Source organism: Maribellus luteus, assembly GCF_003576475.1.
GTDB lineage: Bacteria > Bacteroidota > Bacteroidia > Bacteroidales > Prolixibacteraceae > Draconibacterium > Draconibacterium luteum.
Map to the genome: position 1 here is coordinate 1 of NZ_QWGR01000005.1, position 25,072 is coordinate 25,072.

Annotated in this window: 14 protein-coding genes; all 14 read right to left on the reverse strand. The window is 45.5% G+C overall.

Translation table 11 applies throughout. The annotated features are described in order from the left end of the window. Positions 1-86: 86 nt before the first annotated feature. Positions 87-1,349: a 3-keto-disaccharide hydrolase gene (locus tag D1614_RS10340; RefSeq protein WP_119437862.1), complete on the reverse strand. Its 1,263-nt coding sequence runs from the start codon at positions 1,347-1,349 to the stop codon at positions 87-89. A gap of 48 nt (positions 1,350-1,397) precedes the next feature. After that, positions 1,398-3,014, reverse strand: coding sequence for a RagB/SusD family nutrient uptake outer membrane protein (locus D1614_RS10345; RefSeq protein WP_119437863.1), 1,617 nt, complete (start codon positions 3,012-3,014; stop codon positions 1,398-1,400). 20 nt (positions 3,015-3,034) lie between these two features. Further along, positions 3,035-6,541, reverse strand: coding sequence for a SusC/RagA family TonB-linked outer membrane protein (locus D1614_RS10350; protein ID WP_206609978.1), 3,507 nt, complete (start codon positions 6,539-6,541; stop codon positions 3,035-3,037). 139 nt (positions 6,542-6,680) lie between these two features. Next, positions 6,681-7,691 (reverse strand): FecR family protein, encoded by a 1,011-nt coding sequence (locus D1614_RS10355; RefSeq protein WP_162304466.1) that lies wholly within the window; start codon positions 7,689-7,691, stop codon positions 6,681-6,683. Between the two features lie 156 nt (positions 7,692-7,847). Further along, positions 7,848-8,417 (reverse strand): RNA polymerase sigma factor, encoded by a 570-nt coding sequence (locus tag D1614_RS10360; protein WP_119437865.1) that lies wholly within the window; start codon positions 8,415-8,417, stop codon positions 7,848-7,850. A 215-nt stretch (positions 8,418-8,632) separates the two neighbouring features. Beyond that, entirely contained in the window at positions 8,633-9,823 is a 1,191-nt protein-coding gene (locus tag D1614_RS10365; protein ID WP_119437866.1) for a sialidase family protein, read from the reverse strand. Between the two features lie 3 nt (positions 9,824-9,826). Continuing rightward, complete coding sequence (locus D1614_RS10370; RefSeq protein WP_119437867.1) at positions 9,827-10,822, reverse strand: metallophosphoesterase family protein; 996 nt, start codon at positions 10,820-10,822, stop codon at positions 9,827-9,829. A gap of 3 nt (positions 10,823-10,825) precedes the next feature. Further along, positions 10,826-12,628, reverse strand: coding sequence for a purple acid phosphatase family protein (locus tag D1614_RS10375; RefSeq protein ID WP_119438152.1), 1,803 nt, complete (start codon positions 12,626-12,628; stop codon positions 10,826-10,828). Positions 12,629-12,830: 202 nt separating this feature from the next. Next, positions 12,831-15,014 carry a ligand-binding sensor domain-containing protein gene (locus D1614_RS10380; protein WP_206609979.1) on the reverse strand — a complete coding sequence of 728 codons (2,184 nt, stop codon included), beginning with the start codon at positions 15,012-15,014 and terminating at the stop codon, positions 12,831-12,833. 87 nt (positions 15,015-15,101) lie between these two features. Beyond that, on the reverse strand, positions 15,102-16,442 hold the full coding sequence (locus tag D1614_RS10385; RefSeq protein WP_162304467.1) for a DUF3748 domain-containing protein: 1,341 nt from the start codon (positions 16,440-16,442) through the stop codon (positions 15,102-15,104). 56 nt (positions 16,443-16,498) lie between these two features. After that, a complete protein-coding gene (locus tag D1614_RS10390) occupies positions 16,499-18,040 on the reverse strand; it encodes a calcineurin-like phosphoesterase C-terminal domain-containing protein (RefSeq protein ID WP_119438153.1) in 1,542 nt (513 codons plus the stop codon). A gap of 74 nt (positions 18,041-18,114) precedes the next feature. Continuing rightward, a complete protein-coding gene (locus D1614_RS10395) occupies positions 18,115-19,407 on the reverse strand; it encodes a purple acid phosphatase family protein (RefSeq protein ID WP_162304468.1) in 1,293 nt (430 codons plus the stop codon). Between the two features lie 93 nt (positions 19,408-19,500). Further along, positions 19,501-21,201: a SusD/RagB family nutrient-binding outer membrane lipoprotein gene (locus D1614_RS10400; RefSeq protein ID WP_119437871.1), complete on the reverse strand. Its 1,701-nt coding sequence runs from the start codon at positions 21,199-21,201 to the stop codon at positions 19,501-19,503. An 18-nt stretch (positions 21,202-21,219) separates the two neighbouring features. Further along, a complete protein-coding gene (locus tag D1614_RS10405) occupies positions 21,220-24,642 on the reverse strand; it encodes a SusC/RagA family TonB-linked outer membrane protein (RefSeq protein ID WP_206609980.1) in 3,423 nt (1,140 codons plus the stop codon). Positions 24,643-25,072: the final 430 nt, after the last annotated feature.

A 25,072-nucleotide genomic window follows, 5' to 3' on the forward strand; every position in this document is an offset into this window, starting at 1 on the left:
GCCGAGCGGCTGATAAACGTTCTTCTGTTTACCATACTTTTCTTTTATTGGTTTATAATGTTGTTTTTTAGTTGGTTTATAAAATCCTACAAACGCGTTACTTTAAGGTTTTTCCATAATACCCTAATACCGCCTCCATCATGAATTTGAAGAGCAATGCGCCCCTGACCTTTACCGATTTTCTCATCGTTAAGCTGAACCATCTCGTGGCCATTTAACCAGGTTTGTACATCGTTACCAACAACTTTTATTCTGAGTGTATTCCAATCACCTACAATCAGGTGGTCTTCTTTTTCTTCCGGAATCTGAATCAGCCAACCACGGCCATACGATTCGTAAATGCCGCCGGTTCCATGTCCGTGAGGAGCTACTTCTACCTGCCAGCCATTTACTTTTGCAACCGGCTCAATAAACGAGCGAATAAAAACTCCGGAGTTACCATTGGCTTCCTGTTTGAATTCAACGGATAAATCAAAATCATCGAAATAGCTGGTAGTTGCCAGGTAACCGTATCCTTTTTCAGGGCCGTTTTCGCAAACCAGCAGGCCGTCTTCAACAAACCATTTTTCGTTACCGTATGCTTCCCAGCCTTCAAGGTCTGTTCCATTAAATAAGTCAACGGTTTCTGTTTTTTTAGGTAGTTCCTTGATTTTTATGTTACGGAACCACGAAGGGTAACCATGGTCCTGCAAACAAAGAACACCTTTGCGTGCCAAACCGTATTCGGGCATATTTTCCCACTTCCCGCTGTTACGACGTTCAAACCAGTCATCGCTCCATGCTTCAAATTCAATGGTTTTCTCGCCGTTCATCCAGTACTCAACGTGTCCGTTATCGAATACAATTTTTGAGGTATTCCACTCACCGGCAGGATTAATGTGAAGTTTTGATTTTTCGGGCAGATACATTGCATAATCAGCGCCACATTTTTGCCATTCTTCCAACGGCTGTTCAAAACCTTCGTTGTCGATCAGCTGGTACTCAGGACCGGTAACATAAGGTACTTTGAACTTCGGATTTTCCACTACGTGGTAAAGCATACCGCTGTTTCCTCCGGGAGAAATTTTCCAATCCCAGGTTAAAACAAAGTTTTCGTACTGCTTGTCGGTAACAATGTAGCCACTTTCGTCGCTCCCATGTCCTTCGGCTTTAATCTGGCCTTCTTCCACTACCCAGGGGCCTGTCAGGCCTTCCCCGTTGTAATCACGCCAGCCACTAAGTGTTTCTCCATCAAACAGCAGCTCCCAGCCTTCAGCCTGTTCCTGCTCTGTTAATTGGTTGTGCGGTGCCTGGCATCCAAATAAGCCCAGTACCGCAGCGCATGCAAATAATCTACTTTTTAGAGTCATGTATTAAAGTATTAAAAGGCTACTGGCCTTTCGACCAGTAGCACATGTTTAGTTATATCCAGGGTTCTGAGTAATTGAACCTCCTGTTCTGTCAATTTCAGTTTGAGGAATTGGATACGGCCAGGTCAGATCATCTACTTTTGACCCTTTCCCATTGGCATAGGGCAATTTCGAAAATGCGTTCATGGTGCTTACAAAATCGTCCCAACGAATCAGGTCATAATAGCGTAAGCCTTCCATTCCCAACTCAACCCGTCTTTCATGCTTAATGGCTGCCGACAGGTCATCGGTTGCTTTCACCGCATAGTTTGCTTCAAACTCTGCTTCCGTTACTTCCGGAATAACAATCTGGCGTTTGTGCGCCCAACTATCCACCCTCGAAGTAGTTACAAAAGCCCTCTTCCGAACCATGTTGATATAGTCGGCCACTTCCTGTTTGTCACCTCCTGTTTCAAGTAAGGACTCAGCATACATCAGCAACACATCGGAATAACGAATCAGGTAGAAAGTCCAGTCAACCTGCCAGAAACCGCCGTCCGGTCTGCGTTGGTGCGGCACATAGGCTTTTCGGCTGTGATAACCGGTATTGTTATCGTATCCGGTGTAGTTATGCACTTCAATTGTTCCATCATTTTTCATGAATTCATCCTGGTCCTGAATAACTGTATGAATCAAACGGGCATCCCCTACTTCGTATTCATCCACCAAATCAGGCGTTGGGCAGTCGCCTCCCCAGCCTCCAAGGTTATTACGACCTGTGTTCATTTGAGGAATCACACTTGAGCCGGTGTAGCCCGGACGATATTCCCGCAAAATGGTAAACACGCTTTCTTTCGAGAAGAACCCGTTGCCATAGCTGTTGAACAGTTCCTGGTAGTCGGACTGCAATTCAAAAGTACCGGTTTCAATCACTTTCCACGAAGCATCTTTGGCGTCGGCATAATCACCAAAAAACAGGTGAACGCGCGCTTTAAATGCATTGGCAATGTCCCTGGTTATGCGTCCAAATTCTGCTTCGGGCAGCGATGCCGAAGTAGGCATATTAGGCTCATCAATACAGGCTTTCACATCGTTCAGAATCTGCGTTTTAATCTCTTCGACTGAGGCCTTTGTAAGTGTTGATTTTTCTTCAGGAGAAAGCGTTTTGGTAATCAACGGCACACCTCCAAAAACAGTCACCAAATCGTAGTAATAAAAACCACGCAAAAACTTTATTTCAGCAATGTAACGGGCTTTTTCAGCGTCGCTTACATAGGTTCCTCCCTTGTGAATCAGCGGAGTTTCCATGGTGATGTTTTCCAAGGCCGTGTTACATGTCCCTATCGCATTGAATCGATGTGCCCACAAACTATTTAACATCGCATTGGTTGGCAATGGTTTGCCAATTCCAACCTCTGTTTTACGAATACCATCGCCTGCATCCGATCCTCCTTTGTTCGAATCGTCGGTAATAATATTGCCCACATCGTACCACATCACCTGGTAGTCCCAATGGTTTAACATGGGTGTGTAGCAACCGATCACTGATTTGATTCCGGCATCTTCGGTTTTGTAAAAAACATCTTCAGAAAACGAACCTTTGGGGGGATTGTCCAAAAAAGATTCGGAGCATCCTGTTACAATAAGAAGGATTATTATAATTGATAAATTGAATTTACTTTTCATAATTAATACGTTTTCATTAGTTAGAATGTAGCATTAATACCCATCATGAATATTCTCGCCTGCGGGTAAAATCCCTGGTCGATTCCCATAAATTTCGGATCGGAAGAACCAATTTCCGGGTCTAAGCCGGAATAGTCGGTGATGGTAAACAAGTTCTGACCACCCACCCACACACGTATATTGTGGTTGTTCAGCGCTTTAAGAACAGTTTTAGGAATCGTATAACCTATTTGAACGTTTTTTAAGCGTATGTAAGAGCCATCCTCCACATACCAATCCGACATCTGAAGATTTTGTCGTGAATTGGCGCTGATTGCAAATTGAGTGTTCGAAGTTCCCGGGCCGTTCCATGCAATATCAAGCATATCATCCGGGGCGTTGTACCAACCGGCTCCCGAGCGAATATCGTACTTCAGGATATTCAGAATGTCATTTCCAACTGATCCCTGGAAGAACAAGGATACGTCAAAACCTTTATAATCGGCAGCAAGAGTAAAGCCGTAGGTAAAATCGGGGAATGGGTTTCCAACCATCACACGGTCGGCATCATTCAATACGCCATCTGGTCCTTTAACAATATTTCCATCCGCATCCACGCCGTTCAAATCCTGGAATTTCAGGTCACCAGGTTGAGCAGTAGGTTGAATCAACTCTCCTTCGTTATTGGCATAGGCATCAATTTCGGCTTGTGTCTGGAAAATTCCATCCGTTTTCCATCCGTAGAAATAACCAATTGGCATACCTACTTCTGTCCGGGTATGTGTCATGTTTCCGAGGTGAGTGGATCCATTAATTGGTTCGCCACCACCCAAACTAACCACCTTGTTTTTAAAGGTGAACAAGTTGGCATCAATCGAGAAGTTGAAATCGCGAATTGATTCCTTGAATCCAAGCTCCAGTTCAAGCCCTTTGTTTTCAATACTTCCGGCATTGGTCCACGGAGTATTCGGATAGCCGAACGAACTCGGAAGTGGTACCTGAACCAACATGTCGTCGGTTGTTTTTACAAAGTAATCTGCCGTTACGGTAAATCTACTATCAAAGAAGGCCAGGTCTACTCCGAGGTCAATCTGACGGGTAGTTTCCCACTTGATGTTTGGATTACCAACGCTGTTACGGCCTCCACTCAAATAAGGCATGCGCGGATTTCCAAAGGTGTAATAACCACTGTTTCCGTAGGTCGACAAGTAGGCGCCACTGCCAATATTGTGGTTACCAATTTCACCGGCACCAAAACGCAGCTTACCCATATCCAGGAACTCGTATTTATCCATGAATCCTTCTTCGCTGAAAACCCAGCCCAAAGAGAAGGAAGGAAATACCCCCCATCGGTTACCTTCGGCAAAATTTGAAGAGCCATCACGGCGAATGTTGAAGGTAAACAGGTAACGGTCGCGATACGTATAGAACAAGCGTCCGAAATAAGAATTCATCGAACTTGTTACATCGTAGCCATCTGCTGCCGGATTTTTCGACGCCGCATTGATGATACGCTGGTCTTCATCGTTATTGATTGTTCCCTGTTTTGAAGCTCCGGTTTCTTCGTACTTATTTTCTTCGGCCGAAGTACCAACCATGGCCAATACCCGGTGAGCTTCAAACGTTTTATCGAAAGTCAGGGTGTTGTCCCACACCCAATAGTTCGTACTGTAATACCTGCGTCCAACCGTGGCATCAGTTGCATTTTGGTCTCCATCAAGATAGTATTTTGGCGTGAAACCTTTGGATAAGCCACGGTGCACGTCCAAACCAAAATTGGAACGGAACTTCAGCCATGGAGTCAGGTTTAAGTCACCTGTCAAACCACTTTTAACACTGATTCCTTCCCAAACATTCAGGCCCATCAACTCAACCTGAGCCACCGGGTTGGGCTTGTTCGAATAAAGCACGCCGGCATATTGTGAAAACTCGTTACTGGGTTCGTAACCAGTCATTAATTTTGATTGCAGAAAAGAGGGCACATCCACCAGGTTGTTCCGGTAAACCGGGGTAATCGGGTCAGCGGTCATGGCTGAAAAGATGGTTCCGTTGTAAGGGTTGCTTTCGCTAACGTTACGCCGGTTTTCATAAATAATACCCACATTGGCCGACATTTTAAACCACTTGGCCAAGTCTGCATTCAGAGTATTCCGCCAAGAGATTCGTTCATAATCAGAAGCCTTAACAATACCATCCTGCGACATGTACCCCAAACTGGAATGATACCGCAGCTTTTCCAAACCACCCGACAAGGCGATGTTGTAACTTTGCATGGGTGCATTTTTGTGCATAATCTCTTTCCACCAGTCGGTTCCTTCCCTGCTTCCTGTATTCTTTTCAAGAAACTGAAGAATCTGTTCGCGCTTTTCCGGTGTAGAAAAGTCATCCAGCAAAGCTTGTCCGGTAGCAGTATAGGCACGGTTTTTAAATTCCATAAACTCCTCGGCATTCAGCATGTGATACCGTTTTTCCGGGTTCTGGAAACCGATGAACATATCAAAGGAAACACTGGATTTATAGTCTTTGCCCGAACTTCCTTTTTTGGTGGTTACCATGATTACACCGTTTGCAGCCCTGGCTCCGTAAATAGAAGTTGCCGAAGCATCCTTCAAAATTTCTATCGACTGAATATCGTTGGGGTTCAACCATCCGATGTTGGATTGAGGCAAGCCGTCCACCACAAAAAGCGGATCGTTGTTGTTAACGGTTCCAACCCCGCGAATGCGAACAGCTCCCATAGAACCGGGGCTACCGCTGGTAGAAGTTACCATCACCCCGGCCGAACGTCCCTGAAGCGCATCGGCTGCTGTACGTACAGCTACATTTTTCAGGTCGTCACCATCCACCTGGCTCACACTGCCGGTCAGGTCACTTTTTTTCATGGTACCGTAACCAACGGCCACCACTTCCTCAATACCAATGGCGTCTTCAACCAAACGGACATTGATACTGCTTTGTCCTGCCACAGCTACTTCCTGTGTTTTCATTCCTACAAACGAGAAAAGAAGAACAGCATCATCGGACACATCCATTAACTGAAAATTACCATCTCTGTCGGTAACAGCCCCCTGCGCAGTTCCTTTTACAACCACGGTAGCTCCGGGAAGCGGGGCGCCTGTGCTATCGCTCACTTTTCCGCTAACACCTTTTTGCTGCTCCGCTTTTGAATTGGAATTCCGTTCATTGGGGGAATCAACTTTCTTGATTACGATGTAACGATCCACTACTTCATAGCCCAGGCCCAAATCCGTCAGCACATCGTTTAGCACTTGCTTGATTTCCTTGTCTTTTACATGTACATGTTCTACCATGTAATTGTCCAGGTCCAAATTGAAGTAGAAATAATAATCGGACTGCTTTTCGATCTCATTCAAAACATCCATCAAGCGGGTTTTTGTCAAATCGAGCGTTAGTTTTGACGACTGCGAAAATGATTTCGCCTGAGCCCCAAAAACAAACGCAAAGAACAGAAAAATAGCCAATCGCATAATCAAAAATAATTTACTCCATAGCCCGCCAAGGCCATGAATTGTTCGTTTTTTTTTCATAGTTTTGAAACGGATTTAAATTAATTAATTAGCCGCGTCAACGGCTTTTGAATTGGTTTTAAAAGATGGGAGTACTGGTGGGTACTCCCATCCTTTTTTAAAGTTTACTTCATTTAGGTTTTGTCATATAAAATCAGTTTTAGTTGTTTTTCTTTACGATGTAGATTATATTCTTCTGATTGATTCTATTTTCAGTGACGAAGTCAATTTGGTCATTCATAATACTCAACGATTTCAGCACCTGACTCACGGGCTTGTTTTTCAAAAAAGTTCCTGAGAATTCAAGTTTTTTTAGTGACTCATCCTTGAACTGAATTTCGACGTTGTACCATCGCTCCATCTTTCTGGCGATCTCTTCCAGTGATTCCTGGCGAAAAACAATTTTCTCATCTTTCCACGAAGTATAGAATTCCGTATCCACCTCTGTCAGTTTATCAATCTTTCCGTTGCGAATACTTGCACGTTGCCCCGGAACCAATATTTGGGACTGCTTTTCCTGATTGGCATGTAACAGCACCTTTCCTTCAACCAGGGTTACACTCGAATAGCTGTCGGTAGCGTAGGCATCCACATTAAACGAAGTTCCCAAAACCTCAACAGCAAAAGAAGGGGCATTTACAACGAAAGGCTTTTTAGGATTATGAGCTACTTCCATAAAGGCTTCCCCATCAATAAAAACCTCTCTTTTTTTCTGATCGAATGAAGTCGGATACTTAAAAACAGAACCTGAATTCAGCCACACCACCGACCCGTCGGGAAGTTGGATCTGGCTCATTTGCCCCAGCGGAACAGTCACCTCCGAATAACTTGTCTCCTGTTTTTTCCCGGGAAGAATTGCATGCAACAAAGCTCCGGTAATCAGCGCCAGCAAAATCACCGCAGCTTTCATCCAAACCTGGCGATTGAAACGTTGCAGAAGGGAATCTTTGCGACTTAAGCGATAATTCAAGCGAAATTTGGCCTCTTTTTTATCAAAACGATCCCAACTAAAAACCTGCATTAAATGCTCGTTGGTCTGCCTCGCCCATTGATAGTCTTTCTCCTCCTGTGTCTCTGGTTGTTCATTTGTCTGTTTTTGAGACCCATCCCCCTGGAAAACTCTTTCAACTAAACGGTCCCAATATGTATCGTTGTTATTCACCTTGTTCATTTTTACCATTGACGCCAAAGAATGCATTTAGGGTGACGACAAATTGTATCTTTTTTTCACTTTCCATAAAAAAAGATACAAGGCTTCTCAATCCTTCTCTTTGAAATGAAAAAGCCACGACCACAAAAACATCACAATCAGAGATTTGAAGTTTTTCTATTCAAAACATTGGACTTCCCGCGAAAGGAGAAAGAAAATGAACTGATCGGGCACATTCAGTTCCTCTTTTAAAAACCGGTACGAGCGGGATATTTGGGTTTTAACGGTATTCACCGAGATTCCCAGCTCTTCAGCCACCTGTGGGTACGACTTTCCTTCGTAAACCGTCATTCTCAGAATTTGTCTGCGTTTTTCGGGGAGTTTATTGATCGCCACATACAGGCGATTCAGTACTGACATCTCTTCCAACGGATTGTTTGACTCTTCATTACCTAACGACAAGCCTTCCAATTCGGCAAACTGTACCTTGTTCTTGCGCTGGTAGCTGATTGCTGCGTTCTTCACAACCGTAAGTAAATAATTATAAAGAGACGACTTGATGACTATTGACTGACGTTTTTCCCACATCTCTACAAAGCACTCAATGACAATATCTTCTACAACATGGTTGTTTTTTATATACGATGAAATAAATCCACATAGAGGTTGATAGTATAAATCAAACATTCTCTCAAATGTTGCTTTATCTCCTTCCTTTATTTTATTCCAATCGATTAAACCTGCCATGACCCGCAAAAGAATGAAGCCAATAAAAATAGAAATTAATTAAAACAAAGTTCTCATTTTGGCTTAAAGTACAAAAGTAAAGATCAGTAATCAGAAATAACAAGGGTTAAACTAAAAGCAATAAAAAAAACAGTCTCCCGAATAAACAGAAGACCGTTTTGTGCTAAACCCTTTTTTTATCTGATTGCATCGATTACCGGAAAAGCCGGCAACCGTTATTTTATCTTACCTGCATCCACTACCAGGTGCTTGATCGACTTTTCCCTTTCTCCCGTGCGCGAAGAATAGGTGATGTGCAACATTCCGTCTGAAGTTTGAATCAAACAGGGATAAGAATAGCTTCCGCCGCTCTCTTTTGCATCGCTTTCGAGGTATTCTTTCCATTTCCAGGTTTCACCTTCGTCGTCAGAAAGCATCAACACCACGCGGTAGCGCCCGTCGTTAATATCATTGCCCACAAAGGCCCAGCGTCCATCGGCCAGGGTAAGCAATTCCACACTTGCTGTGTTCGGAATATCCGTTTTTACAGAATAGGTCCAACTTTCGCCATTGTCGTGCGAAATGCTCTTGTGAACACGTGCCGGTGCGTCGCCGCTGTCGCGCATGTAAGCCACAATATCACCGTTTTTGCGCTGTGCCAGCGCCGGCTGAATGGGGCCACGTCCTACAATGGGTTTCGAAGGTCGCCAGGTTTCACCGTCGTCATCAGAAATGGCACACAACGAAAGGTTGTACCCATCCGAATAAAGAGGCAGAACAATCCGTCCGCTTTCAAGAACAAGTGGTTTGATACGCGTCATCCATCCAATGCTACGGTTCACTGTATTTTTGCTCGCTTCCATGATCAGGTTGTCGTACTTTGGAGCATACCCTGCCCAGCCGTTATGAAGCGGAGGCATTTCCTGAAACTTTTGGCTCAGCTCCTGCACAAACTCCTCTCCGGGTTTTAACAGAATATTGTCCTGCCACTGCCATTTAGGTGCTCCGGGCTGGTTGTAATCGCTGGTGGTGCGGGTACGTAAAATGGAGCCTTCCCACTGGTTTCCCTGCACGGCTATCCACACCAGGAAAAGCTTGTTTTTACTGTTCAGAAAAAGTACCGGGTTACAATCGGGCAAACCGGGCGTATCGGCCATCAGGAAAGGAGCACTCCATTGCTTCTTCCCTTTTTCGAGCCGGGCTCCCATGATGCGAACATCATCAGATTTACGTTCCCCACTTCCCTGAAACCAGCAGGCCAGCATATCGCCATTGGGCAAAGCCACCAGGCTGCTACCGTGACTGTGTTCGTGCTGTGGAGTAAATATAAGCTCCTCCCTTACAATGGATTGATGACTGTTTTTGGGTTGTGCCATTACTTCGCCAGTCAGCAGCAGCAGCACAACAATGATTAGTTTATTCTTCATGGTTTATTGATTTTCAGTATTGGAGAAAGATGCAGGCCACGAACATTCGAGTTCTTTTTCCCCGTTCATGTCTCTTATCCAGGTTTCGAAACTGCGTTTTCCTTCTTTGATAACAATAACACGGCCTCCCGCCAAAGGATCTTCTTCCCCTTTCATTTTTTTGGAAACACGGCCATAAGCCAACGCAATGCCATAATGTACGCCAATGTAGTCATTAATATGGTCGTGCCCTACAAAGGTTCCCATTACATCGCCACTTTCGAGCATGGCAGCAAACATTCCGGTGTTGATCTCGGGGCTGCATTCATCCTCGTTTTTCACACCAAGCGGCGGATTGTCTTTGTTCTCCCAGGCAGCGGTGTATTCGGGCAGCGGAATATGAAAAAATGCCAGTGCCGGATAGGGATTTCCTCCGTTGGAACGGGTAAATTGCCGGCTTTTTTCGCGGTACCAGCCCACCTGATTGTAGGTAAACCACCCCCACCCGCCTACCAGCGGTTGAAGGGTGCTATACGAGTTGGAATCCATAAAATACAGCAATGCCTCCGTTTTATCGCTCCCCAGTGTCAGCACAAAATTTGAGTTTCCATCGGTTTCGTGCTGATCATTGTTCAAACAAAGTTTTCGCTGTTGAATAAAATCGGCGAGGGCTTCACGTTTCATACCGTGCTCGGCATCGTGGTTTCCAAGTACAACGGTCCAGGGAACACCCGCTTCCACAAAAAGCTTTTCAAAAAGCAGGTAGCCTTCCCTTGGGTCACTTCCGGTTATAATATCGCCGGTTAATACTACCAAATCCGGTTTTTCGATCCCGACGATCTTTTTCACCCGGCCGAAAACATCGCGGTTGGATTCTTTTTCGAGGTTGATGTGTGTATCCGTAAACTGGACTATCTTAAACTCGCCCGAGTCAGAAAAATCCAGATCGGGTTTGTTTTGTGCCCCGGCCCAAAAAGCCAGCAGCAAAAGCAGCAAAGAGCTAAGAAAACGAGAAGTCATGGTTTATTTTTTTAGGATCAGCGAATCGATTATTTCTCCTTCTGAGTTGACCGCCGAATACGAAAGCTCACGCGGGCCAAACTTCATGTACTGGAAGTACTGTCCGTCGGCTTTTTGCACTGCCGCATAAGGCTCGCTGGCAATTTCGCGGGTTCGCGACGGGATTCCGATGGAAATAACATACGCCGTTCCGTTGTTGTAAGAATCAACCACCTGACCGCCTTTCATGGGATTGGAACGCATGTAATAGTGAATGTGCCCGCCAAAAACCATGTCAACATGGTATTTATCAAACAGCGGCACCCAGAGTTTCTGGATGTTTAAATAGGGCTCTTCCCAATTGTAGGGCGGAAAATGAAACATGGCTAGTTTCCAGGTGGCAGTTGTATTTTTTAGCTGTTCCTCAATCCATCCGGTTTGCAACTCATCTTTCGAAGTAGCATCGATCATCAGGAACAGGGCATTTTTGTAGGAAAAAGAATAGGTATGTTCGGGAATGACACCATCGGGGCCATTTTTGGGGTAGCTGAATAATTGTTCGTACATATGTGCACCCAGTCCGCTTCGGTTATCGTGATTCCCCAATACATTCATAAACGGACGCTGCGCAATAATATCAGCGGAATACTCAAACACATCGTCCCACTGGTTGCGGTGCAGGCCGTCGCCCACCAAATCGCCGGCAACCGAAACAAAAGATACATCAGGATGTTGCTGAAAAGCTTCATTCGCAAGCTCTCCCCATTGGGGCGAGTGATGAATATCGCCAAACCAAAGCCACGAAAATTCATCGTGCGCAGTTTCGGTGCTAAATTGCTGCTTTTCGGTCCATTCCTTCTGCGGAACAATTCGGTATTCATAGTTAGTGCCTGGCTTTAGTCCGCTTAAATGGGCCGTAAAACGATGTACCAAGCGATCGTTCATCAGCAACAAATCGTCCAGTACATATTTCTCTGCTTCCACTTCAGTGACTGATTCGCTACCTTTTTCCCGGTATTCAACTTTGCCTTGTGAAACATCCGTGTTGGTGCGCCACTGAATATCGATGGTGCTTGCGGGGTCGCCGCTCCAGGTAAGCATCACCTGGTCGGGTTGAGTGGATGAAGGATAGTTGGTTGTTCGAAAAGCGTTTTCCAGGTGCGACTCGGTTCCGCGTCCCCGAATGGTTGTTAACAGCTTTTGTCCTTTTAATTCTTCGGGCACATTTTCCAGCACCAGTTCATCCCAGTCGTGGTAGGTAAAAGCCCCGTTATCGAGTATTCCGACGTATTGACCAGCCGGAAAAAAGTTACTCAGTTTCAGCTCGTCGGTTTTATTTTGCGGTGCCACCGAAACAAAGTAGTGCATCGAATTATTCTCAAAACCATTGATCCCCAAGCCAACCGTTCCTGCGTCAAACGACTTTTGCCACACTTCGTAGGTAGTCATTTCGTTATTCAGGGTCATCTTCGTTTTCGTAAAAGCATCGCTGATAAGCCAAAACGGAACAATCTCCTGTTTGGTATTTCGCATCACCGACACCACCACCGGAACATTTACATCAAACATCCAGTGACGGGTTGCCAACACCTCAAGCTCATCGTCGGCAAACAGTTTAAACGCCTCCCCATAGGTAATTGCAGCCAGTTCTTCCTGTGTTTTTTCCACGTAAAGCCGACTGATCTTCTCATTCATCAGATCTTTTACCATGCGTTTGTCAACCGGCTCCCGGTTGCAAGCAAACAAGGCCAGCACTATCATCCCAATGGCGAGTACCTGTTTGTTGCATTGATTTAATGATCGCCTTACTTCGAATTTTTTATTCATGCTGCTTCTTTTCATGGGCAAACGTTTCACTTTCACAATTGGCCTTGTATGCAAAGTAAGGAGACAGAAGCACACAAGGCTTCTGATATTTTATTCAAAAGCTATTGTTTATTGACATTTAGCAAGGAATTAAAAGAGAAAGGCGTACCGGGTCAACACCCAAAGTACGCCCTTTTTCTACACTTTGCTGAGTATAAACAAATTATTTTGTTGCGGGCTCACTTATTACGCCCAGGTAACGCCCGATCCAGTAGGGCAGTAACCAAATGTCGCCGGCACTGTATTCCGATCTGCCGTCGCTGCCACCATCCAGGCCAAAGCGGTTCGCATTGTGACGCGAAATCCGCAGTTCATCGGGTGGCAATACCTCGGCGGTGCTTTGTTCCCTGAAATTCTCCGGCAGCAGCTCAATGTCTTTCCGGTGGCTGTTTTTCACGGTCCAGTTGATCATATCCAACGGATATTCGCGCAGGTACCAGGCAGCATTATCAAAGTCGTAATCATCTTTCCCAACCAGGGCAGTCATGATGTTCCACAAGCCTTCTTTTTCCGGACGCTCCGCTTCCCAATGGTCCACAATCGCTTCCTTGAATTTGGCTTTCAGCTCCTTGTCAAAGGCATAACGGTACAAGCCCCAGTATCCGCAATAGTACATTTCATCGTCTGAATGGTTCCAAGATTCCGAAAGCATTTTGCTCCAGTCGTCGGCATCTTCCGCTGCTCTTCCTATCTTGCTCATGGGCAACATCAGGTTTTCGAGGTAACCGTGGTTCTCCATCAGATCGAAAGCCGCTTTTTTGTATTTTTCTTTTTCGGTAAAATGATAAGCTGTCTGCAACATCCCGATGTAGTTGGAAGAATTGATCTTGCGGTCACCCACTCCTACCGGACGCGCATTTACATATTCCGGGGTCCATTTTCCCCATAGCGTGGGTTCTCCGTTCCAGTCTACTAAATAATGATCGTGTTTCAGCGCATGCGACATCAGGGTATCGATCAGCATAATCGCTTGATCTTTTAATTCAGGAACGTCCACCAACTCAGCAATAGCTCCAAACGCAAAAATATGACCGATGGCCTCGTCGCTGCTCGTGGTCGATTTCCAGTCCCACTCGGGATCTTCGGCCCGGCGCCAGGGCTTGTCGTGGTATTTGTAGCCACGGCGTTCAAAAGAGCGCGACGGAAACCCGGGAACCGGATTGATCGAATACAGACGCTCCATTGCGTCCATCGACTCCCGTACATTTTGCAAAGCTTCGTCCGACTTGGTAACCACATAGCGAAATACCTCGCCGGCCAGGTACATGGTGGTCCACAGGCCGTCGTTGTCCGAAGTTTCCAGACTTCCGGTGGTTACATCGCCGTCAGTCATCCCCGAAATGGTTCCGTTAAAACCAAAGCGGATGTGTCGTTCACGTACCTGTTTTTCAAAGTACATGGCTTTATCGTAAAGTGTCATTTCCTGGCGGCAAATCTGCCCCAGACCTTTGCCGGTTAGAATCAGCACCGAATTCTCTGGTCCTTTTGCAATATCAATCACCTCGTCGGAAGGCAGCCAGCGTTTGGACGCATAATAATCGTATTTTCCCTGGTCGTTTCGTTTGAAAGCACCCCAGGTGGAGCCCAACCAAAGATCGCCGTCGATATTTTTTACGCAGGTAATCTCTGTCCACGGCAGGTTCTTTTGCATTTCTCCGGCCTGATGACTTTGGAGATCAACCGTAAAATACCCGTCGGAAGTACCGGCTACCAGCTGGTTTTTCCAAACTTCGATAGCCGTGAGCCCGGGTCGGCTGAGTACCTGCTTTAAGTTGTTCTTCCCGGGTTGAAAAACCTGAATCGAATTTTCGCCCAAAATCCAGAACTGATTGTTTGCAGCATCGTAGGCAATTTCGTTTACAGCATCAGCCGATTCGCCTTCCCAAAGACTTCCTTCCATGTTTAGCAACTGGAGTTTTTTCCCGTCCGAAATCAGAAAAGTAAAATCTTTTCCGGCTTCCAGAATGCGGGCTTCGGGCAAATTATGACGGGTAAAAAGCCTTCCTGCCCAGGCATTACTCAATACCGCCACATCATCCACATAAACCAGCTGATCCTGGTAATTAACAACGGCACGAATTCCTTTGTCGGAAGTTGGTTTGTACTGCACATCTTTTACCAGCGTGCCGGGGAAAAGCATCTCGCCGGCTCTCGGACGAAGCAGTCCGTGCAACGAAATTACCTGGATGTACCCGTTCCGGTCCGAAGCAGCCTGAAAAAGCTCGTTTCCGGAATTGTCGTAATTATATTTTATACTGTATTCCTGTATAAAAGGCTTGTCTTGTATCGGGGCATCCGCTCGCTTCTGCCCCATAACCGCCAATGCACTGCTCAGTGTCATTAACATCAAGACCAATCTTAGTTTGACTTGAAACCTCATCATGTTAGTTCGTTTAAGTTTGTTTATTTAAATATTTATCTTCTCTCTCTTTTTTTACTGAATTGCAGCATTCATCTTCTCCATTTCCACTTCCATCACAAAAATCTGCATGAACGCTTTTTCTTCACCGGTTTCGGTAGCTCCCGGAACATCGATGTTATAGGCCAGCATTTTTCCGTTGCGCGAAACCACCAACTGCGAACGCAGCTGCTGATCGTTGGTAAGCAGAACCGTTTGGCCAAAATCCTTTCCTGCACGCACGCAGGTGGCTGCAATGTTTCCTTTTACTACTGAAAAGATCCATTCGTCATTCGGATGCCAGCGTAAAAAGGCAGCATCCGATTCAAAATTTGTCACTTGCCGGGCCGGATCATCTCCCAAAACGTCGATCGTGTTTACCTGTGCCACACCGTTTTTGTCGTTCATCAGAAAGGCGATCTGTCGTCCGTCAAACGAGCCACGCACAATGCCGGAAACACCTCCGTCGTGCGTTAGCCTGCGCACCACAATTCCCTGGGGTGGCTCGGGATAGTTTTCAGCATCTCCCGAATCTGCACTTGTAATGTCCACCGAATCCGGAATTTCGGCCACAAAAAGGTCGTTTTGAAAATCGACTCCGTTTTCCGAGCGCACCTGCCCAACAAAAGCACGTATCTTCCCGGCTGCATCCACCCACGAATCGCCAAAGGCCTTTTCAATTTCACCGGCTTTTGAGCTCCCTTTCTTTTTGGGTTTCACCAAAACAGCAAAATAGTGCGTGTACCCCGCCGGAGCCTTTGGATGCGGCATCATGTACCCGATCGTCCGGTCGTAATCCTGCTGTAAAAAGTCGTCGTAGGTAAAGCCTATGCGATTGCCGTCGCGTGTGTATTCGTGGCGATGTGTGCCTCCGCGCTGGGCTCCGGGAATGGTGGGACGATCGGTGGCCCCATCCCGCATATCCACTTTTGTAACGGAGCCTTTCCCATCGGCGCTCACTTCCACTCCACTACGGTTTCGTATGCCGTAGTAACCCCGTTCGGCCACTTCCTCCAGCAGCGGACCATGAATAAAAATCACTTTGTCATCAAAAGGATGGTACGAAACAGCTGCTACACCGGGTGCCGCCTGTTCCCCGGTTACCGACTCGGGCGCCCAAAGCACGGTTTCTTCCCCGCTAGTAATTTCTATTTTTTCGATGGACTTGCAATTGGCCAGATCGAAATTCAGAACCGTACCGCGTGTGTCGTAACAAAGAAAACGGTCGTCGGGTGAAAAATTATCGTTGTTGTCCAGCGCATGATTTTTAGCCGAGAATGATAGTTGTTTTTCTTTCATAAAAATTTGTTTGTTGTGTTTTTCAGAACCCGCCGGATGACAGGCCACCATTACCAATGCCATCAGCAAAGTTAGCATGTACGCGGGGTTTAATCTGCCGTATGTTCGTAAATATATCATTCCACGCCTGATGTTTAGTTGGTAACCCGAAAGATCCGGTGGGCTGTCCAGCTTTGCCCAAACATGTCGCTTGACCGCACCGTTAAAGTATAGGTTCCGGGAGACAGGTTAGCAGGCACAGCCCCTTCCCACATATGTGTCGATACGCTGGGGGAATCCATTTTGTATCCCAAAACATCCTCCAGCACTTCACCTTTTACTTCTTGCTCCAGGTAAGGATTAAGCTGATGTGCGCGCAAATTTTCCGGATCGATCTGGTCCTTTTTCTGAAGGGACAACCAGTTTCCGTTGTGCCCGATTTTCATTTCGACCACCGAACGTTCTGACCCCGCGAAAACATTCACCACCACACGACTTTTAGCGATCTCTGTAGTTTTCACTTCTTCCGGAAAATAAATATTCATCTGGTAATCAGCTGGTCGGCGTGCTGCTTTAAACCGCACGCTGTAGCGGTTTCCGGTAAATGAGACAATGGAATACCCATTCGGCGCCCCGTCATTCATGGTGGCATGAGGGATGCCCCTTTCATCTTTCAGTCCGCACCACCAGCTTCCACACACAGTGGCATTTACGAGGTGATGATGCTCATTTTTCCCTTTCCATCCGTCTTTTTCATCCAAAAACAGGTTCATCTGCTCGTGCACGTGCCCCGATATGGAGAAGGTATGTTCGTGCGATTCCAGTATCCGGAACAAATCGTTGCGGTTGTTGCAGGCAACGATGGGCGCATGCATCATTAGCACAACTAATTTATCAGCCGGCAATTGCCGGAGGTAATTCGCCACAAAAAGCAGCTGCTTTTCGGTAAAATGCGGGCGGTATTTTCCGTTGGGTTGAAAGAAAATATTGTTTAGCCCGATAAAGGCCACATTGCCGTATTCGAAAGCATAGGTGCTAGGTCCGAAAAACCGGGTGAAAGTGCGGTCGCGGTCGTTGTTGCTTGTTGCATCGCGGTCGTTATCATGGTTTCCGAAAACATTGTACCACGGAATCCCGATTTGCGCGATCCCGCTGCTGATATCATCCATCATTTCGGGGTCGTCGGCTACCATATCGCCCAGCGAAACACCCAATGTTGCGTTGGTTCCCACCAGTTCCTCCACCACATCGTGAAAAACATAATTCATTTCCTTTTCGCCCCTGGCCTGCGGATCGCCAAAAAACACCACTGAAAAAGTGTCGTTTTTGGATCCTTCGTAAAGCGGAAACAAAATGTTTCTATTCAGATCGGTTTCCGGTGACAACAGAAAGAAATGCTGCGGTATTTTGTTTTCATTCACCGGCACCTCGTAGGCCGCTGGTTTGATCAGAAACAATTCCTCCACTTCCGCATCCACAGGCAGTGTCCAGGCTCCGTTTTTATCGGTCCGCACCACTTCGCGGCCGTTGGATACCAGCACGCCTTCAATGCCCGGTTCGTTGCTGTCCGGAATCTGGTCCCGGTTCAGGTCATCAAACACCCTTCCCTTAGCCAAATTCTGACTACCGGCCTGCGCAAATGTCAACAACAAAAAAAACAATACGCTTCCCGCCAATTGTATTTTCCGGAAGTTCATTCGTTTGTATTTTAGGTTATAACCACCATTCATTCTCGTTCATTCAGGTTACTGTTCTGCAAAAACCACACTGCTTACCGCGTGTATAAACGCTCCGGCGTTGACGGCGCTTTATCGATCAGTTTGTTTGCTTTTCCCGCTTGTTTTATTAGGTCAAACTCGTCGTACAACGTTCCGCTGGCAGTATAGGCTTTGTAGTTCAGCTTGTTGTTATCAATCGAAATGAGCTGAAACAGTTGAATATTTCCGCCTTTTCTGCTCATCCAGCTTTGCGCTGAGAGATCGTATTGTTTGGGCCCACTTACCGACACCACGTACACCGGCCCGGAAATCTCGCCCGGTTTTGTCATCGATTCAATATTTTCCCATCCTCTTCCATAGGCATGATCGTGCCCTGTCAAAACCATATCCACTCCGTACTTTTCAACCATTGGCTGAAAGTTTTCGCGTAGTTCGGCATTATCGCGGTTGGCCTTGGTCGAATAAAAAGGAAAATGCAGCGTGAGGATCGTCCAGGGCTTTTTGTTTTCTGCCAGCACTTTCTCCAGCCAGACTTTTGTTTTTTCGGCTGCTTCCGGCGATTCATCCATCATATCGGCATTGATCGAGATGATCCTCAGGCCCTGGTAATCGACATAATAAACCGTTTCGGAAAGCAAATCCATCTGCGGACCGTTTTCGGGCAAAGTGAACTGCGGGCGCCAGTGATTATCCAATGCCGTACTGTCGTATTCATGATTCCCGGGAGTCATCATACTCGGAATAGTCGCATGAATAAAACTTCCGGCCTCAAACCACTGTTTCCATTCTTCTTCGCTGTGGGTATGGTTGATCAGGTCGCCGGCGTAAAACAAAAAACCGGCATCGGGTGCCATGCTATAGGCTTTGCGCATTACCCGCGACCACTGCGATTTGATGTTTGTTTGCACATCGCCAAAGTAGATAAAGGAAATCGGGTCATTTTCTGTCCCCGCCGTTTTAAACCCGATCCATTCGCTCCAGGCATCTTCGCTGCCCACCCGGTACAGGTACTGGCTTGCCGGTTTCAGATTGCCGATAACCACCGAATGGTTGGTAACAACCAGCGGAGGAATATCACCATCGATGTAAGTGTCGGTACTACTGTTGGCCGTAAGAACCTGCTCTTTGTCGGGAATCACCGGAGAATCGGTCACTTCCACCCACTGAAGCATTTGTGCAACAGCATCCCTGGTGCGCCAGGTAACGGCCACACTTTCCGATGGTTTTTCGGTCAGGTTTACAATGATATGTTCCGGTTTGTTTCCCGCATTATCCGGCTGGCTAAAGCACTTCCCCGGCATTCCCAGCAAAAACAAACAATAAACTACAGTTAAAAATGTCTTCATATCCATTAAAAAATTAAATGAAAGGAAATAGGCAGAAAGGTCTGCCTATTTCTACCGTCTAACCAAATCTAAATCTATGTGAAAACACTGTTCCTAATACGGTTTATTCGTTCCTTGCAATAGCCAAATTTTCGACCAGGAACTGTCTTTACCATCGGTTGCAGTAAATGCAGTTTCCTGTAAACCGTCGACTGCCGTATCGTAATTGTCTTTATTCCTTGCAATTTCGGCACTTCCATACTGAAAACGGATCGGCATCGCATCTCTAAGTCCTTTATCGCCGTATGTAAGCTCCGGATAACCGGTTCTGCGCCAGTCGCACCATGATTCGTGCGCCACAGTCCAGTTTGCGATCCATTTTTGAGTAATGATCTGTTCGAGTGAACCGTCGAATGCAACGCCGGAGACATTGGCATAGGCATCGTATTCATCACTTATTTCCCAGGTATCAAAAGAAGCTTTAATACCTTTTTCGTACCATGATTGCTGCGAGCCAACCGACCATCCTTTTTGCGCTGCTTCAGCCAGGATAAAGCAGACTTCGGCATACGAAATCAACCTTGCTTTTAGCATATCTCCTTCTTCTTCTTTATACATATCAGCCAGTGCAGAGTTGTGTACATTCGGGCCTCCCTGAATTTTATTTGGATTCAGGTTCCAACCCGAGCCGTCGCCGGTAGTCGAAGCAATCGGTAAGCCGGCAAATTCCATCGTGTCCACCAGTGTTTTTCCGGCTGCCACATCAGCAACCCATGTTGATTTATTATAAACCATATAATTACTTGCCGTCATATAATCGGGATTCAAATAGCGAACTCCGTCGATTACTTCGTCTTCCGCCACATCCGACGAAATTTTGATAGGCACTACCACCGGATTAAACCAAACTGCTAACCTCGGGTCATGCAGATCCACTAAAACATCCCTGAAACCGGCACAAAGCTGAATCCGGTCAAAAGCACTTTCAGAAGCGTCGTAAGTAGTATTTGCAGGCCACGAATCGTCGTTGGAAGAACCAATAAATCCCATGGTTGCGTCATCGTCAACAGAAGTAAAAATAGGGTATTCACCTGCATTGGAAACAATCTCTTCAATACCAGCTTTTGCATAATCGGGCAGTTTTGCCGAAACCCTCATGTAATAACGAAGTGCCAGTGAATTGGCAAATTTCCGCCATTTGGCTGGATCCCCCCCATACAATACATCAGCATCAGGATTAATCCCACTATAGTCACCCAAAGACTTCGACAACAATGTGTTGGCCTCTTTAAGTTCAGCAATAATTCCCTTATAAATGGTTTCCTGCGAATCGAAAGCCGGGAATAAATCTTCCAGCTCACCATTATCTGCATTCAATGCGTTGTTAAACGGAGCATCTCCCCATGAGTCTGTGATATAGCCAAAATTAAAAGCTCTTATAACAATCGCGACTCCTTGTTGAAACTCCAGACCTTCTTCCATCGAACGCGCGTACAAATGTTTGGCATTTCGCAAATTCCCATATTGTGTTGTCCAATCACGTGCGCCGTCCCAATCAAACTTATTGGTTTCGCCACTCCAACCACTTTGCTGAATGTACTGCATAACCCCGGCAGATCCACCTCTGTAACCTTCGTTCAGATAATACTGAGCCGTTGAAGTGATAATAGTAGGTACAATCAGGTTTGGATTTACAATCGCAGGATCCACCCCGTTGGGATTCACATTCAGGTCTGTCAGATGGTCGCCGCATGATGCAAAAGACACAACTGCCAGAACAAGAAAAAACTTATATGTTGCTTGTATTAATTTCATGATCTACAATTTACGGTTTTAGAAACTTACATTTAATTTGACACCTACAGGAATTGTCCATGGCCGTACATTGTACCGTTCAATCCCCTGTTTAAACTGAATTCCGCTGCCTTGCGTACCCGATTCAGCCTGAAATGCAGTTTCTGGATCAATGCCAATACCTGCTTTTGTCCACAGTAAAATATTCCGGCTGTAAAGCGAAACAGAGGCATTTCGAATACCAATTTTTGTTAGAGGAGGCAATTGGTACGAAACAGAGATCTCTCGTAGTTTAATAAAGTCGGCGTCAAACATGGCATTTCGACTGTAGCTCCACCCATAAAAATCCTGGAAACGAATGGTTGGAGTACCTTCTCCCCCAAGGTGTTCTGCTACCATAATGAATTTTCCGTTATCGTCGTAATAACCTTCAACCCCTGGCATAAAAACACCGTCATGAAGCGTTATTCCGTCTTCAGTATGCTCCAGTCCCCCGTACTCAGCAGTTGGTCCACCAACTACCACAAAGAATTCTCCGTTGGGTGACAAATACTGATCCGCATGATCTTTCAGGTATTGAGCCATTTCAGCCCCTGTCATGTTGTTTAGTTTTAGCGTACGGTCGATCCATCGTTGAGAGTGCAAATCCGATTCTCCGTAACGGAAGGTTTGAGATATGAACTGCCCGCCAACTCTCCAGTCCAAACTGGCACTTAGGGTCCAGTTTTTATAACGCAACGAGGTTTGCATTCCAAGCAAAAAGTCGGGGTTGAAGTTTCCGATCACAGCTGTATTGTCCCCCGGTTCCATATAATTTTCCCAATTGTCAGCATCATCCCAGCCCTCATTGTCAACAATCGGCCATCCATAATAAGGAGACGTAGGGTCATCTACCCGCACCAGAATATCGTCAACAATCTGACCGATTTCATCTCCGACACGGGTAACTGCACCACCTTTTGCATCTGTCCAAAGAACAATGTAATCAAAACCATCTGCCAATTCCTCCACCTTTGTGCGGTTCTTTGAAAATACAAGGTTAACATCCCAATCCAGATCGTTGGTTTGAACCGGTCTTCCTCCAAGAGAAAGTTCGATACCTTTGCTGGAGATTAAACCGGCGTTGATCTGTTTTCCGGTATAACCGGAAGATGGCGGAAGTCCGATATTTAGAATCTGATTTTCGTTCTCTGCCTCGTAATAAGTTCCTTCAAAACGAATACGGCTGTCAAAAAAGGCCAGATCAGTACCGATCTCCCACGAAGTTTGAATTTCTGGTTTCAGGTCAGGCAATAACAATGTTCCAGATGTAGTCAATTCAATCTGGTTCCCCCATAAACCTGACCTTCCCATGGTAGCCATTAACCGGTAAGGATCGGTATCGTTACCCACCTGGGCCCAACCTCCGCGAATTTTAGCCAGGGATACTTTGTCGCCTAAGTCGATTGCATTGTTCAGCAAAATACTTAAGGATGCCGAAGGGTAAAAATAGGAGCGGTTTTCCTCGGGTAAGGTGCTCGACCAATCGTTACGTGCGGTAAGATCCAGGTAAACTGCATCTTTGTAGCCAATTGAAGCCAAACCATAAATACTGTAAATAGCCTTCTCGCTCATCCCTGAAGAATATCTTAGGTTGTCAGGAGCTATGTTACCAAGGTTATAAACACCGGGTACAATTAAGCCCGAACCTCTGTCTTTGGTAGCCGAAAGGTTATTCTCGGCAAACTGATACATGTAGTTCCCTCCTGCTGAAGCATTGAAACTCCAATTCTCGATCGTCTTTTTATAGGCCAGCAAGAAGTCGGCATTTTGTTCTCTTCTGTATAAATTTTCAAGACCATAAACACCTTTTGCATCACCTGTGTAGCTAGGCGCAATTTTGGTTTCACGTTTTTCCTGGAACTGATCGTGGGTGTAACGAACCATTAGCGACCAATCCTTATTTATTTCATAATCAATTCGAGCATTTCCGAATACCCTGTCGCGACGGAAGCTGTTATTTACTTCATTAGCGATAAAATATGGGTTATTGATGGCATCTCCTTTTCCGTAAGTCCCATCATTGTTAACTTCCAGGTTATATGGAGCATTTTGCTGAATTCCTTCTTTCCCTGGCTCCCAATAGTTTTTCAGGTCATTAATATCAATACTTGAATTGATATCGTATAGAGCTTGTAAAGGGTTGGTTCCACGGTTTCCGGTCGAAGGACGATTATCGGCGCCATTCGATACAAAATTAAAACTTGTACTGACCGAAAGATTATCCAGCAATCTGACGGTGGTATTTACACCAAATGAGTTTTTATGCAAATCACTGTTTGGGATAATTCCCTTGTTCTGCATATTACTGTATGATAAACGATAATCTACTTTTTCGTTGGAGTTATTAATGGCAACCGTATTGGTGGTAGTAAAACCAGTCTCAAAAAACTCTTTGTAGTTGTCAGGATGAGAAACCAAAGGCGTTGCAGTCAACTGTCCGTTTTCATTAAAATAGGGCCACTGATATGCCATCATGCCTTTATCAAGTTCAGGCCCCACCCAATAGGAGTCTCCTACCGGAACTGCATAGTAATCCAAGCCATTGTTCGGACGGTTTTCCTGCGTAAACGGACGCTGACCGTTGGCAAACAAAGTGTGTTTTTCAAGATACTTATAAGGATTATCAATAACCGTATTGGATGTAACCGTTACCCCCAAACCTTTTCCTTTCTTTCCTGACTTTGTAGTGATAAGAACCACACCGTTACCGGCACGCGATCCGTAAAGTGCTGCGGCACTTGGTCCCTTAAGTATGGACATACTTTCAATATCATCCGGGTTAATGTCTGAAATAGCATTACCGTAATCCGGTTTATTGTCCCGACCAATGGACGAAACATTGTTCAAGGTATTGTTCATTGGGATTCCGTCAACAACAAACAAAGGCTGATTATCACTGGTTAACGAAGATGCTCCACGGATTACCATACTAACTGAAGACCCCGGGCCACCTGTAGAATTAATGGTAACACCGGCAACTTTTCCGGAAAGCGCATTCAATACGTTCTCCTGTGCTACTTTTTGCAAATTATCGCCATCTACTTCTGCAACTGAATACCCCAGCGACTTTTTCTCCCTGGAGATACCCAGCGCAGTTACCACCACCTCATCAACACCTATGGCCGACATTTGCAAGGTAACATTCACCACTGCTCTTCCGTCAACGGCAACGTCCTGCGTTCTCATTCCCACAAATGAAAAAACAAGCGTTGCATCGGCAGGCACACCATTTAACGAGTACTTACCGTCGATGTCGGTAATTACTCCCGTATTGGTACCCTTAATTAAAATAGAAACGCCAGGAAGCAGTTCCCCCTCTTCGCTGGACACCGTACCACTTACATTGACCTGCGAAAATGCGGTAGAACACATCACAGCAAACAATGCAGTTAGCAGCATTTTTTGAATTCTTTTTTTCATACAAAAGGTTTTAGTTTAATTCTTTCATACAGATAATATATCATTATCTCCTACCTCAAGATTCAAAAATTACCGGCTTAATTACTTCGGGAATCTTATTCATTATACATCATATTTTAACCTTCAACAAGCGTCAAATACCTATCACTCAGGAATAAGTGTTAAAATACGATTAATGAAATATTAATTATTAAATACAATACCCGCGACTCCTTAAAAGGCTGTGGTTTTTCAGTGTTAATTTTCTATTGGAAAATGGAAAATTACCGATACATTTTTCTGAATGATTTTTCAGTGGAAAACGGCATAATGACGCCCCTGACGATCAATTAAGTATCAAGAGTTGTGGAGTATAACATTACTATTTCAGCAGAGGTTCTGTGAAACCTCCGCTGAAATAATAAAATGAACTATGTGTTATGTAAAATGC